12 protein-coding genes are annotated in these 13919 nt (G+C 69.0%); 9 read left to right on the forward strand and 3 right to left on the reverse strand.

All coding sequences use genetic code 11. From position 1 onward, the window contains the following. Positions 1–99: 99 nt before the first annotated feature. Positions 100–2391, forward strand: a complete 2292-nt coding sequence (locus tag HALDL1_15535) for a histidine kinase (GenBank protein AHG04845.1) — start codon at positions 100–102, stop codon at positions 2389–2391. On the opposite strand, the gene HALDL1_15540 is transcribed toward HALDL1_15535, so the two are convergent. The 3 genes from HALDL1_15540 to HALDL1_15550 all read right to left on the reverse strand — a co-directional run bounded on the left by HALDL1_15540 (position 2392) and on the right by HALDL1_15550 (position 4770). Further along, a complete protein-coding gene (locus HALDL1_15540) occupies positions 2392–3054 on the reverse strand; it encodes a 3,4-dihydroxy-2-butanone 4-phosphate synthase (protein AHG04846.1) in 663 nt (220 codons plus the stop codon). It lies immediately after the preceding gene. Further along, the gene (locus HALDL1_15545) at positions 3038–3742 is read right to left on the reverse strand and encodes a riboflavin kinase (GenBank protein AHG04847.1); all 705 of its coding nucleotides are present in this window, start codon (positions 3740–3742) and stop codon (positions 3038–3040) included. The genes HALDL1_15540 and HALDL1_15545 overlap by 17 nt, the downstream gene beginning before the upstream one ends. A 65-nt stretch (positions 3743–3807) precedes the next feature. Beyond that, positions 3808–4770, reverse strand: coding sequence for a tRNA-modifying protein (locus HALDL1_15550; GenBank protein AHG04848.1), 963 nt, complete (start codon positions 4768–4770; stop codon positions 3808–3810). 135 nt (positions 4771–4905) lie between these two features. Here HALDL1_15550 and HALDL1_15555 point away from each other — a divergent pair, with 135 nt between their 5' ends. The 8 genes from HALDL1_15555 (at position 4906) to HALDL1_15590 (ending at position 13919) form a co-directional block, all read left to right on the forward strand. Further along, entirely contained in the window at positions 4906–6375 is a 1470-nt protein-coding gene (locus HALDL1_15555) for an aldehyde dehydrogenase (protein ID AHG04849.1), read from the forward strand. A 54-nt stretch (positions 6376–6429) separates the two neighbouring features. Next, the gene (gene fabG, locus HALDL1_15560) at positions 6430–7179 is read left to right on the forward strand and encodes a 3-ketoacyl-ACP reductase (GenBank protein ID AHG04850.1); all 750 of its coding nucleotides are present in this window, start codon (positions 6430–6432) and stop codon (positions 7177–7179) included. 94 nt (positions 7180–7273) lie between these two features. After that, entirely contained in the window at positions 7274–8617 is a 1344-nt protein-coding gene (locus HALDL1_15565) for an ABC transporter (GenBank protein ID AHG04851.1), read from the forward strand. An 18-nt stretch (positions 8618–8635) separates the two neighbouring features. Then, complete coding sequence (locus tag HALDL1_15570) at positions 8636–9517, forward strand: ABC transporter permease (GenBank protein AHG04852.1); 882 nt, start codon at positions 8636–8638, stop codon at positions 9515–9517. Next, the gene (locus tag HALDL1_15575; GenBank protein AHG04853.1) at positions 9517–10560 is read left to right on the forward strand and encodes a branched-chain amino acid ABC transporter permease; all 1044 of its coding nucleotides are present in this window, start codon (positions 9517–9519) and stop codon (positions 10558–10560) included. The genes HALDL1_15570 and HALDL1_15575 overlap by 1 nt, the downstream gene beginning before the upstream one ends. A 3-nt stretch (positions 10561–10563) precedes the next feature. After that, positions 10564–11376, forward strand: coding sequence for a branched-chain amino acid ABC transporter ATPase (locus HALDL1_15580; protein AHG04854.1), 813 nt, complete (start codon positions 10564–10566; stop codon positions 11374–11376). Beyond that, positions 11373–12107, forward strand: coding sequence for a branched-chain amino acid ABC transporter ATP-binding protein (locus HALDL1_15585; GenBank protein AHG04855.1), 735 nt, complete (start codon positions 11373–11375; stop codon positions 12105–12107). Before HALDL1_15580 ends, HALDL1_15585 begins: the two co-directional genes overlap by 4 nt. 57 nt (positions 12108–12164) lie before the next feature. Beyond that, on the forward strand, positions 12165–13919 hold the full coding sequence (locus HALDL1_15590) for an arginyl-tRNA synthetase (protein AHG04856.1): 1755 nt from the start codon (positions 12165–12167) through the stop codon (positions 13917–13919).

A 13919-nucleotide genomic window follows, 5' to 3' on the forward strand; every position in this document is an offset into this window, starting at 1 on the left:
ATTCTGGACGACGGGAAGGTCGTGGGCATCGTGGGCGTCGGCCGTGACATCACGGCGCGCAAGGAGAAGCAGCGACAGCTCACCCGCCACCGCGACGACCTGGAGAGCGAACTCGAGGAGATATACGGCCGCATCACGGACGCGTTCTTCGCGCTCGACGAGGACTGGACGTTCACGCACTTCAACGAGCGCGCCCAGGAACTCGTCGACCCGGACGGCGACGGCCTCGAAGGCGAGAACATCTGGGAGTCGTTCCCGGACGCGGTCGACTCGCGGTTCGAGGCAGAGTACCGGACGGCGATGGAGAGCCAGGAGCCGACCACGTTCGAGGCGTACTACCCCGAGCCGCTGGACGCGTGGTTCGAGGTCCACGCCTACCCCTCGGAGACCGGACTGTCGGTGTACTTCCGTGACGTCACCGACCGGAAGGAACACGAGCAGGAGCTCGAACTGCACAAGACCATCGTCGAGACCATCGACGACGGCGTCTACGTCCTCGACGGTGACTTCTGCTTCTCGCAGGTGAACGACGCCTACGTCGAGATGACCGGCTACAGCCGCGAAGAACTGCTCGGCTCGCACTGCTCGCTCGTCGTCGACGAGGCGGTGCTCGAGCAGTCCGCCGAGGACCTCGAGCAGATTCTGGAAGAGGAGACGGGGAGTGCGACCATCGAGGCCGACCTCAACCGCGCAGACGGCAGCCGTCTACCCGCCGAGAGCCGGTTCACCGCGCTGCCGACCGTGGGCGAGGAGCCGGCGCGGAAGGTCGGCGTCGTCCGCGACATCAGCGAGCGGCGGGAGCGCGAGCGCGCACTCGAGGAGTCCGAGCGCCGCTACCGCACCATCGCGGAGTATTTCCCGAACGGCATCGTGGCCCTCTTCGACGACGATTTCACCTACACGCTCGCCGCCGGACAGGGGTTCGCCGACCTCCCCGTCGACCCCGAGGACGTCGAAGGCCGGAGCGTCCGCGAAGCGTGGGGCGACGAGACCGCCGACGAACTCGAACCCGTCTTCGAGGCCGCACTCGACGGCGAGGAGCGGTCGGTCGAACTCTCGTACGCGGACGCGGAGTGGGTGGTCCGCGGGGTACCTATCACCGACGAGCGCGGCGACGTGTTCGCGGGGATGACGACGGCCCAGAACATCACCGAACGCAAGGAGCGCGAGGACGAACTGGTCCGGCAGCGCGAACAGCTGTCCGCGCTCAACGACATCAACCAGGTCGTCCAGGAGATAACGGAGGCGGTCATCGAGCAGTCAACGCGCGAGCAGATCGAGCAGACGGTCTGCGAGCGCCTCGCGGCCGCGGACTCCTACCGGTTCGCCTGGATAGGGGACGTGGAACCGAACTCCCGAACCGTCGACCCACGCGCCAGCGCGGGCACGGACGGCTACCTCGACGACGTCACCATCTCGGTGAACCCGGACGACGAGCACAGCGAGGGACCGACCGGCAGAGCCCTCCGCACGGGGAAGATGCAGACCTCCCAGGACGTCCAGCACGACGCGGAGTACGCGCCGTGGCGCGACGTCGCGGAGACGTACGACTTCCACTCCTCGGCCGCGATACCCATCACCCACCAGGGCACGGTGTTCGGCGTGCTGAACGTCTACGCCGACCGCCCGCACGCCTTCAAGGGCCGGGAGCGGGCGGTCATCGGCCAACTGGGCGAGATCGTCGGCCACGCAATCGCGGCGGTCGAGCGCAAGCGCGCGCTGATGAGCGACGAGGTCGTCGAACTCCGGTTCCACATCCCGGCGCTCTTCGAGGCGCTCGACACCGACACCACCGCCGACGGCCGGTTCACCATCGAGGAGACCGTCCCGATAACCGACGCGGAGTACCTCGTCTACGGCCACGCCACCCAGAACGCCGTCGAGAACCTGGAGGCCATCGTGGACGCCGTCGACCACTGGAAGGACGTGCGGTTCCGCGACACCGGCGGAGACGGGGTGGCCTTCGAGGCGCGCCTCTCCAGCCCCCCGGTGTTGTCGGTGCTGGCCTCGCTGGGCGGCTCCGTCGAGGAGTTCGTCGTCGAGGACGGCGACCTCCAGATGTCGCTGCATCTGGCGCCGAGCGCGGACACCCGGGCGCTCGTTGACGTCGTCCGCGACGCCTACCCCACGGCCGAGATGGTGGCGCGGCGCCAGACCACGCGCCCGGGGACAGGCGCCGAACAGCTCGACCACGTGTTCACGGAGTCACTCACCGACCGGCAGCGGGCGGCGCTCCGGGCGGCCTACCACGCCGGCTTCTTCGAGTGGCCCCGCGAGGCCTCCGGCGAGGACGTCGCCGCGTCGCTGGACGTCGCAGCGCCGACGTTCCACCAGCACCTCCGGAAGGCCGAACAGCAGATCTTCGAGTCGCTGCTGTCGTCGTCGGTCTGACTACGCCTCGAACGCCGCGAGCAGGTCGCTCCCTTCGACGTAGACGAGGTCGTTGCGCTCGGCGTACGCCTTCGCGTCCGCGACGGACAGCGCCTCGCCCGTCTCGTCGTCGAGCATCTCGCAGACCACGGCGGCCGGCGCGACGCCAGCCGCGCGGGCGAGTTCGACGGCGAGTTCGGTGTGGCCCTGGCGGTCCGCGAGCGAGGGCGCGGCGCGGAGCAGGTGGACGTGGCCGGGCGCGCGGAACTCGTCGGCGAAGTCGACGCCGTCCGGGTCGGCAGCCGCCCGGCCGAGTTCCGAAATGGTGAGCGCGCGGTCGTCGTCAGTGATGCCCGTGTACGTGTCGCGGTGGTTGACGGACAGCGAGAACGACGACCGCTCGTCGTAGCCGAGGTGGTCGTGGTCGGCGACGTCGTGGTCGATGACGTCGGCGACGAACGGGAGGTCGAAGGCGTCGGCCACCTCGTCGGCGAGCGCGACGCAGACGAGTCCGCCGGCGTCATTGCGGAGGCGGACCACGTCCCCGGGGGTGACGGATTCGGCGGGATAGACGAGGTCCACCTCGCCCTCGCGGTCGGCGGCGTCGTGGACGAGCACCGGCTCGCCGTCGCGGAAGGCGGCGACGGCGCGCTCGACGGCGGTCACGTTACCGCTCTTCGACACGGATGGTCACCTCGTCGTCGTCGAGCAGGCCGAGTTCGTCGCGGAGCTTCTCGGGCGCGATGAGCTCCATCTGGCTCTCGTCGTGGTGGGTGCGGTCGGGGACGATGACGTGGGCCGGCGAGAACTCGCTGTCGTCGCCGGCGACGGCGCAGGGGTAGCAGGTGGCCGAGCCGTAGGTGCGGTCCTCGTCCTCCCACTCCTCGATTTTCACGCCGGTCATCGCCTCGAGGGCCGACCGGGCGCGCTGGCTCTCGGCGTCGAGGTCGACGTTGAGCGTGCCGGGATAGGGTTCGTAGCCGAGGTTCTCCTGGAACTGGCGGTTGTAGCCGGGGAGGCTGATGTAGTGGCGGCCCTCGCCCATGCCGCTGGTGACGGCGCCGGAGAGCGCGAGTTCGCCGGGGTCCTCGAAGATGCGGCGGTAGTCCTCGTACTCGTGTTCGAGCGCGCGGCTGCCGTCCTCCGTGATGGCGACCCACTGGCCGTCGCTGACGAGGTCCCGCTCCACGAGGCCGGCGTCGTCGAGTGCCTGCAGGCGCCGCGACGCGGTCTGGTTGGAGGCGTCGAGGTGGCCGGCCAGGTCCCCGCAGGAGACCTTGGTTTCGCCGCGGCGCGCGCCGTCGAGCGCGAGCAGTTTCAGCACGGCGAGTTCGTCGAACCCGACCTCGCGCGTGCCGGTGGCGTGTGACATGTTCGTGGCTACTGTCGGCCGCCGCATAAGCATACCGGATATGGAACGCGTCCCGGAACTGGAAGTCAGTCCGCGCTCGCCGGCTCGTCGCTCCAGAACTCGGAGTCCGCCGCCAGTTCGGGCACCCAGGTGTCCCGCTCGCGGGCGAGCAGGGCGACGCGGGAGACCTCCTGGTCTTTCAGCACCGTGTGCTCGGGCATGTGCGCCTGGATGGCCTCCGCGAACTCCAAAACGTCCTCGTGGTTGGGCATCGCCGAGCGGTCGAGGCGACTCCGGGAGTTGCCGACGTGCATGTACGCCTTCAGCTCCACGAAGTCGGGGTCCGCGCGCTCGAAGAACGCCGCGTACCAGTCCGGGTTCGTCATGTTCTCGCCGCCGACCAGCGTCGTCCGCAGGACGGTGCGGGTCTCGTCCTTCTCGTGGAGCACGTCCATCGTGTCCACGAGTTTCTCCCACGCGTCGTCCTCCGTCGCGCCCACGACGTCGTCGAACGTCGCGCGCTCGGGGGCGTCGACGGAGACGTACAGCTGCGTTGGGTCGCACTCCCGGAGCACCTCGGGGCGGGTACCGTTCGAGACGAGGAACGTCGTCAGCCCGCGGTCGTGGAACGCCTCCAGCAGTTCCGGGAGGTGGGGGTAGAGCGTGGGTTCGCCGTCGAGCGAGATGGCGACGTGGCGGGGTTCCATCGCCTCCTCGAAGCGTTCCCTGGGGACTTCGTCGTTGCCGCCGAACCCGGAGAGCAGTTTCTTCTGGAGTTCGATGGAGGCGTCCACCACCGCCTCCGGGTCGTCCCACTCCACGCCGTCGAGTTCGTACGTGTGGCCGGCATGGTCCCGCCAGCAGAACACGCAGCGCTCGTTGCACCGAACAACTGGTGTCATCTGGATGCAGCGGTGGGAGCGAATACCGTAGAAGGCGTGCTTGTAGCAGGTGCCCTCCCCGCGGAGCGCGTTCGCCGTCCACCCGCAGGTCTGGGCCGCGGTGTGGTTCTCGTGGTGGTAGTCGGGGTCGTCCACCTGCTTCGGCATGAGAGCGGGTTCGGCGCTCGCGTGCAAAAGCGTGGCGCTACCAGGGCCGGGAACCACGCGACGACCGCCCGACGCGGAGCGGGGGCGTTTGCCACCAGGAGAGATACCAAGTAACGGGGGCGAGTAGGTGGGCGCATGAGCAGCACACGCTCTCTGGAGCGACACGACCTCCTCATCGGGGGCGAGCGCGTCCCGCCCGCCAGCGACGACTACGTGGAGACCCTCGACCCGGCGACCGGCGAGGCGTTCGCCGAGGTAGCCGTCGCAGACGAATCCGACGTCGACCGGGCCGTTCGGGCGGCCAGCGAGGCGTTCCCCGACTGGCGGGACACCGACCCCGTCGAGCGCGGCCAGACGCTCCACCGGGTCGCGGAACTCGTGCGCGAACACGCCGACGAGCTCGCCGACCTCGAATCGCGCGACCAGGGGAAGCCGCTCTCGCAGGCGCGCTCGGACATGCTGAGCGCGGCGCGGTACTTCGAGTACTACGCGGGCGCCGCCGACAAACTCGAGGGGCGTTCGGTCCCCGTCGGCACGGGACAGGTGGACTACGTCGTCCGGGAGCCCTACGGCGTCTCCGCGCAGATCATCCCGTGGAACTTCCCGGGGAACATCTTCGCGCGCGGCGTGGCGCCGGCGCTCGCCGCCGGGAACACCACAGTCGTCAAGCCCGCGCCGACGACGCCGCTGTCGGCGTACCGCCTCGCCGAACTCTGCGCCGAGGCGGGCGTTCCCAAGGCGGCGGTCAACGTCGTTTCGGGCGCCGGCGAGACGGGCGCGGCGCTGACGAACCACGCGGACGTCGACACCATCACGTTCACCGGGAGCGTCGCCACTGGCCAGCGGGTGATGGAGGCGGCGGCGGGCAACGTCACGCCCGTGACCCTGGAACTCGGCGGGAAGAACCCGGCCATCGTCTACCCCGACGCCGACCTCGAGGAGGCCGTCTCGTGGGTCGAGCAGGGCATCTTCGCGAACGGGGGGCAGGTCTGCTCGGCGGCCGACCGCGCCATCGTCCACGAGGACCACTACGACGAGTTCGTCGAGCGCATCGTCGAGCGCGCGTCGGCGTACGAACTCGGGCCGGGCACGGACGACCCGGACATGGGGCCGCTGAACAGCGCCGAACACTTCGAGCGCGTGCGGGACTACGTCGACGTCGGTGTCGAGGAGGGGGCGACGCTCGCCACCGGCAGGGAATCGCCGGACCGCGACGGCTACTTCCTCGAACCGACCGTGCTCGTCGACGTGGACAACGGGATGCGGGTCGCCCAGGAGGAGATATTCGGTCCGGTGTTGACCGTCATCCCGTACGGCGACGACGAGGACCCGGTCGACATCGGCAACGACGTCGACTACGGCCTCGTCGCCGGCGTGTTCACGAACGACGTGCGGCGCGCCCACCGCGCCGCCCAGCGATTGGAGGCGGGGAACGTCTACGTGAACAAGTGGTTCGCCGACACGAACCAGACGCCGTTCGGCGGGTACAAGAAGTCCGGCATCGGCCGAGAGAAGGGCCTGGAGGCGCTGGACTCCTACCTCCAGTCGAAGAACATCGCCATCAACCTGGAGGAGGGGTCGGGCGGCGACCTGCCCGGCGCGTAACGAGAACTGCCGGTGCGCCCCGGCTTTTTGTGCGTCGGCGCCCTCCGGTGACTCATGACAGTGAGTGACAAAGTGGTGGCTGTGACCGGCGCGGGCGCCGGGATGGGGCGGGCGACCGCGGAACTGTTCGCCGAGCGCGGCGCGTCGGTCGTGGTCGTCGACCTCGAGGAGGACGCCGCCGTCGAGACGGCCGACCGCATCGCGGCCGACGGCGGTGAGGCGACCGCGGTCCGCGCGGACGTCTCCGACGCCGACGACGTCGAGGGGTTCGTCGAGCACGCCGTCGACACCTACGGGCGTCTCGACGTCCTCCACAACAACGCCGGCATCCCCCAGCGGTCGACGCCCGTCGAGGACGTGACCGAGGAGACGTGGGACCGCATCCAGGACGTGAACCTCAAGAGCGCGTTCCTCGGTGCGAAGTACGCGGTGCCCCAGATGCGCGAGCAGGGCGGCGGCGTCATCCTCAACACGGCGTCCACGGCGGCCATCCGCCCCCGGAACGGGTTGTCGGCGTACTGCGCGTCGAAGGGCGGGATGGTGACGCTGACGAAGCAACTGGCCCACGAACTCGCCGAGGACGGCGTCCGCGTGAACGCAATCTGCCCCGTCGCGACTGACACGGAGATGCTGCCGGAGTTCACCAGCGAGGGGCTCTCTGTCGACGAGATGGCGGCGACGATTCCGCTCGGGCGTCTCGCGGAACCCGACGACATCGCGCAGGCGGCGGCGTTCCTGGCGTCCGACGACGCCGACATGATCACGGGGACGGCCCTGGAAGTCGACGGCGGCCGCGACCTCTGAGCGGCGACCGCTCTCGCTGCTCCATGAGCATCGCTAGCGGAGTGGGTGATTGTTACCAACACCAGAATGCTTTTAGCCCTATCCTGTGAGAAACATTCACATGAGAATCGACAGACGGCGATTCCTTAAACGAACTGGCGGCGTAGCAACAATCGCGGCCCTGGCCGGCTGTACCGGCGGCGACGGTGACGGGGGCGGCGACGACACGACAACCAGTAGCGGTGGCGACACGACGACCACGAGCAGCGGCGGCGGCGGTAGCTCCGACCCGCTGAAGATCGGCGTCCTGCTGCCGTTCTCCGGCGACTACGCGTGGGTCGGCGCGAACGTCCTCCCGGTCGTCAACATGATCGTCGAGGAGATCAACGCGGAGGGCGGCATCGGCGGCCGCAACCTGACCGTGGTCCAGGGCGACACCGAGGCCTCGCCGGACGCGTCCGTGTCGGCGACCAACCGCCTCGTCAACGTCGAGAACGTCAGCGGCGTCATCGGCCCGACGAGCATCACCATGTCGGCGGTCATCGACACGCTCGTCGAGAACGAGGTGCCCGTCGTCACGCCGACCGCGGGGACCACGTCGCTGGACTCCCGGGGCGGCGAGTACATCTTCCGGACGGTGTCCTCAGACTCCCTCGGCGGCCGCGCCATCGCGAAGGCGGCACGCGAGCAACAGTACAACTCCATCCAGGACTACGAGCGGATGGCGCTCATGGTCGGGAACAAGGAGGTGTTCCAGTCGTTCAAGGAGCCGGTACGCTCCTCGTTCGAGGAGTTCGGCGGCACCATCACCACCGCGATGGACATCCGAACGGGCAAGGCCTCCTACACCTCCGAGGTCCAGCAGATGATGGACTCTGACCCGGATATCACGGTGCTCATCGCCTCGGTCGAGGACAGCATCAAGATCACGGAGGCCGGCTTCCAGGCGGGGTACGAGGGCAACTGGTTTGCGACCCAGGACCAGACCAACCAGGACTTCCTCTCCCAGAGCGAGAACCAGGTCACTGACGGGATGCTCGGGCTGAACGCCGCGACCTACCAGCCAGCCCAGGAGGCTGGCCGACTCGAGAGCTTCTTCGACCGCATCACGGAGTACGCCGGCTGGGAGGAGGGCGGGAAGGTGTTCGCGACGAACACCTACGACGCGATGAACGTCATGGGGCTCGCGATGAAGCAGGTCGCGGCCAACGACGGAGACCTCTCCGGGCCGAACATCGCGTCGGCCATCCCCGAGGTCGCCAAACCACCCGAGGAGCAGGTCACCAGTTACACGCAGGGTGCCTCCTCCATCGAGGGCGGCGCCGACGTCGACTACGAGGGGCTCGTCGGCCCCATCAACTTCGACGAGAACGGCGACATCGTCGCGCCGTTCGCCATCAAGAAGGCACAGGACGGCAGCTGGACCGAGGCGGGTCGCCTGCCACCAGAGGCACTCTAAGCGCGCCCTCCCTCCAGCATGGTTCTCGACAACCTCCTGCAGACGGTCGTGTTCGGCCTCATCGAGGGGAGTGTCATCGCCGTCGGCGCCGTGGGGCTAACGCTCTCCTACGGCGTGACGCGGTTCATCAACTTCGCGTACGGGGAGTTCCTCACGTACGGCGCCTACCTGACGGTGTTCCTCGCGGGCGGCCTCTTCGGGCTCTCGGTGCCGCTGCCGGCCGCCGCCGTGCTCGCCATCGTCGTCGTCGGCCTGCTCGGCGTCGGCGTCTCCCGCGTGTTCTTCGAACCCATCTCCAATCGCGGCGCGCTCCCCCTGCTCATCACCTCCATCGGCGTCTCGTTCGTGCTCCGGAACCTGCTCCAGGGGTGGGTCGGCGTCAGCGCGCGCCAGCTCCCCATCCCCCTGATGCGGCGCACAGACTACTTCGGGCTCGTCCGGCTCACGGACCTCGAGCTAGGCGTCATCGTCGTGAGCGTCGTCACCATGCTCGCCATCCACCTGCTGCTCCAGCGAACGATGCTCGGCAAACGCATGCGGGCGACAAGCGGCAATCGGGCGCTGGCCGAGGTGGCGGGCATCGACACGACGAACGTCGTCCGCCAGACGTGGTTCATCTCCGCCGGGGCGGGCGCCATGGCCGGCATCCTCTACGCGGTGCTGTTCTCGCCGTTCCGGCCGGGCGTCGGGTTCGAGTACCTCATCGTCGTCTTCGCGGCGACGCTGCTCGGCGGCATCGGGCGGCCGTACGGCGCGATGCTCGGGGCGGTCTTCATCGGGCTCGCGATGAACTTCGGGTCGACGTACCTCTCCGCGAACTACACGCGAGCCTACGCGTTCATCATCCTCGTCGGCGTCCTCCTGTTCAAACCGGAGGGCATCCGCGGAGGTGAGTTCTGATGGCGCTGCTCACGGGGTGGGCGGCGTTCTTCGTCGCCGTCGCCACCATCGGCTGCATCTACGGGCTGCTGACGCTCGGGCTGAACGTCCACTACGGCTACACGGGGCTGCTGAACTTCGGCCACGTCGCGTTCTTCGCGGCGGGCGCGTACGCGTCGGCCATCGTGACGATGCCGCCGCCGTCGACAGTGACGAACGCCAGCTACGTCGTCTGGTTCGACCTCCCGATGCCGTGGGGGTTCCCCGTCAGTCTCGCCGCCGCAGCGCTCGTCGGCGGCGCACTGGCGCTGCTCATCGGCCTGACGAGCGTCCGCCTCGGCACCCACTACCTCGCCATCGCGACGTTCGCGCTGGCGGGCGTGTTCAGCGACGTGCTCGTCAACGAGGCGTGGCTCACCAACGGCTCGTTCGGGATGAACAGCGTCCCGAAGCCCGGACAGGCCGCGCTCGGTCCGGACGCCTGGCAGCTCGCGTACCTCGCGTTCGCCGTCCTCAGCCTGCTCGCGGTCTACCTGCTCGTCGAACGCGTGCTCGAAGCACCGTTCGGCCGGCTGCTGAAGGGCGTCCGCGAGAGCGAGGCCGCCGCTGAGATGCTCGGGAAGAACACCACCGTGGTGAAGCTGAAGTCGTTCGTCATCGGCGGCATGATCGCGGGGTTCGCGGGCGGCGTCTACGCCCACTACCTCGGCAGCGTCGTCACCGCGCAGTTCGTTCCCCACGTGACGTTCACGGTGTGGGCCGCGATGCTGCTCGGCGGCGCGGCGTCGAACACCGGCGCGGTCGCCGGCGCCCTGCTGGTCGTGGCGTTCGAGGAGTCGACGCGGTTCATCACGACGGCCTACAACTGGGTCCAGGGGACGCTCCCCGACCCGCTGACCGGCGTGCTCCCCGCGCTCGCCGGCCCGCTCCCGGACAACCCGTCGTTCATCCCGAGCATGCGGTTCGTGGTCATCGGCCTGCTGTTCGTGCTCGTCATCCGGTACCGACCGGAGGGACTGTTCGGCGACCCCTCGGAGATCGAGGCGCTGGGGGAGGAGGAGTGACCGATGTCCACTGACGACACACCGGCCGGCGGGCAGCCGGCCGACGACGGTACGGAGTTGCTCGAAGTCGACAACGTCGTGAAGACGTTCGGCGGCCTGGTCGCCGTCGACGGCGCCACCTTCGGCGTCGAGCGGGCGTCCATCACGGGACTCATCGGCCCGAACGGCGCCGGGAAGTCGACGCTATTCAACTGCATCACGGGCGTCCACACGCCCGACAGCGGCGAGGTGCGCCTCGACGGCGACCCGATCCAGGGGCTCTCGCCGACCGAGATCGCGCGCCGCGGCGTCGGGCGGACGTTCCAGACGCCGAAGACGTTCCGCGGGATGACCGTCCGCGAGAACCTCGCGTTCGCCGCGAAGGGACAGCTCGGCGAGCGAGCGCTCAGCACCATCTTCCGGTCGGGCGCCGTCGACGACCAGGAGGCCGACATCCAGGCGACGGTCGACGAGACCCTCGAGTTCCTCGAACTCGACCACCTCGCCGAGGAGTACGGGAGCGCCCTCTCCGGCGGCCAGCGGAAACTGCTGGAACTCGGCCGGGTGCTGATGATGGACCCCGAGATCATCCTGCTCGACGAACCCATCGCGGGCGTCAACCCGTCGCTGACCGACGAACTACTGGCCCGGCTCCGCGAACTCAACGACCGCGGCCGGACCATCCTGCTCATCGAGCACGACATGGGCGTCGTGATGGAGAACTGCGACCGCGTCGTCGTGATGCACAACGGCCAGACGCTGGCGTCCGGCCCGCCCTCCATCGTCCAGGAGGACGAGCGCGTCGTCGAGGCCTACCTCGGGGGGTACGACCGATGAGCGACATCGAGACCGTCCGGCGGTACGACGACGCGGTGTTCTCCGCGCGCGACGTCGAGACCGGCTACGGCGACCTCCAGGTGCTGTACGGCGTCGACATCGACGTGCAGGACGACGAGATCGTGCTGGTGTTCGGGCCGAACGGCGCCGGGAAGTCGACGCTGATGCGCGCGCTGTTCAAGCAGCTGCCGCTGTGGGCGGGCACCATCGAGATCGGCGGCGAGGACTACTCGGGCCTCGAAGCCAACCAGATGGTGTCCCACGGGGTCTCCTACGTCCCGCAGACGTCGAACGTCTTCCCCAACCTCACCGTCGCGGAGAACCTCGACATCGGGGCCATCCACGCTAGCGACGCGGACGACCGCCGACAGCGGATGTTCGAACTCTTCCCGCGTCTGGAGGAGCGCCACAGCCAGGACGCGGAGACGCTCTCGGGCGGCGAGCGACAGATGCTCGCGATGGCGCGCGCGCTGATGCCCGACCCCGACGTGTTGCTCATCGACGAGCCCTCGGCGGGGCTGGCGCCCCAGCTCATCGAGCGGACGTTCGAGCACGTCGACCAGATCCGGCAGACGGGCACGGCGGTGTTGATGGTCGAGCAGAACGTCGACGCCGCGCTCGACGTCACCGACCGCGCCTACGCCCTCGACATGGGCGAGAACAAGTTCGAGGCCGACGCCGAGACCATCCGGAGCTCCCAGCGCGTGCGGGACCTCTACCTCGGCAAGTAGGTCGCTCGCGTCCGGACTTTCAGAACACCTTTTGCCGCCGCCCACGACCCACCGGACATGTTCATCGCTTTCCGCCGGGAGGTCGAGACGGCCCTCGCGGCCGCACTCGACGACCTCGGCTACCCGACCGGGGACCTCGGCATCGAGGAACCACCCGCGGACGTTCCCGCCGTACTCGCGTCCAGCGCGGCGTTCCGGCTCGCGGGCGAGGCGGGGGCACCGCCGCCGCAGGTCGCCGCCGAACTCGTCGACGCGCTCGACTTGACAGAGGCGGACTACGTCGGCGGCGTTAGCTCGCAGGGCCCGTACGTGAACTTCACGCCGAGCGAGGAGTACTACGCAGCCACGCTGGAGTCCGCGCAGGCCGACGACTGGGGGCGCCTGCCCGACACCGGCGACTCCGTCGTCGTCGAGCACACGAGCGCGAACCCGACCGGCCCCGTCCACGTCGGGCGCGCCCGCAACCCCATCCTCGGCGACGCCGTCTCCAGGGTCCTCGACTACGCCGGCTACGACGTCACCCGCGAGTACTACGTCAACGACGCGGGCCGCCAGATGGCCGTGTTCACCTGGGCCTACGAGCACTTCGACGAGGACGACCTCCCGGAACCCGGCCGCGACAAGCCCGACTACGACCTCGTTCGCTACTACCGGGCGGGCAACGAGTTCTTAGAGGAGGGCGAACCGGAGGCCGTCGAGGAGGCCGAGACGGAGATCGCGGCCATCATCGAGGGCCTCGACCGGGGCGACGAGGAGACCTACGAGCGCGTCGGCGAGGTCGTCGAGGGCGTGCTCGGCGGGATGCGCCAGACCCTCGAGCGCCTCCCCGCGGAGTTCGACGAGTTCGTCCGGGAGACCGAGTTCCTCCGGGACGGTTCGACCGACGAGGTGGTCGAGGACTTGAAGACGTCGGCACACGCCTTCGAGGAGGAGGACGCCTGGCAACTCGACCTCGAGGAGTGGGACATCGAGCAGTCGTTCGTCTTCCTGCGCTCGGACGACACGACGCTGTACACCACCAGAGACCTCGCCCACCACGAGTGGAAGTTCGACACGTTCGACCGCGCTATCACCGTGCTCGGCGAGGACCAGGAGCTCCACGCGAACAAGCTCCGTGCCGCCCTCGACATCCGCGGCAACGACACCGACCAGCTCGAGGAGCTGTTCTACGCGTGGGTGAACCTCCCGGGCGGCGAGTCGATGAGCACCCGACAGGGCACCGGCGTCGACATGGACGACCTGCTCGACGAGGCCGTCCTGCGCGCCGAAGAGGCGGTCCGCTCCCGGCTGGACGACCGCATCCGCGACGACGACCTGACCGAGGACGACGTCGAGCGCATCGCCCGCCAGGTCGGCATCGGCGCGGTCCGCTACGACATCGTCTCGAAGCAGCCGACGAAGGCCATCACGTTCGACTGGGAGGACGCCCTCGACTTCGAGGGGCAGAGCGCGCCGTACGTCCAGTACGCCCACGCTCGTGCTTGCGGAATTCTGGGTGAAGCTGGCGACGCGAACGCGGCGCTCGACGCGGACCTCCTCACGACGGACGAGGAGCAGAACCTCCTGCAGGCGGTGGCGCGGTTCCCGGTCGTCGTCGAGTCCGCGGCGGACGAACTCGAACCCCACCAGGTCGCGACGTACGCCCGCGACTTCGTGGACACGTTCAACGCGTTCTACCGGTCGTGTCCGGTGCTCGCCGACGACGTCGACGACGACCTGCGGGACGCGCGCCTGGCACTGGTCGAGGCGTCGCGGACCACGCTCGCGAACGCGCTGTCGGTCCTCGGCATCGAGGCGCCAGACTCTATGTGA

This window comes from Halobacterium sp. DL1 (assembly GCA_000230955.3).
Classification (GTDB): domain Archaea; phylum Halobacteriota; class Halobacteria; order Halobacteriales; family Halobacteriaceae; genus Halobacterium.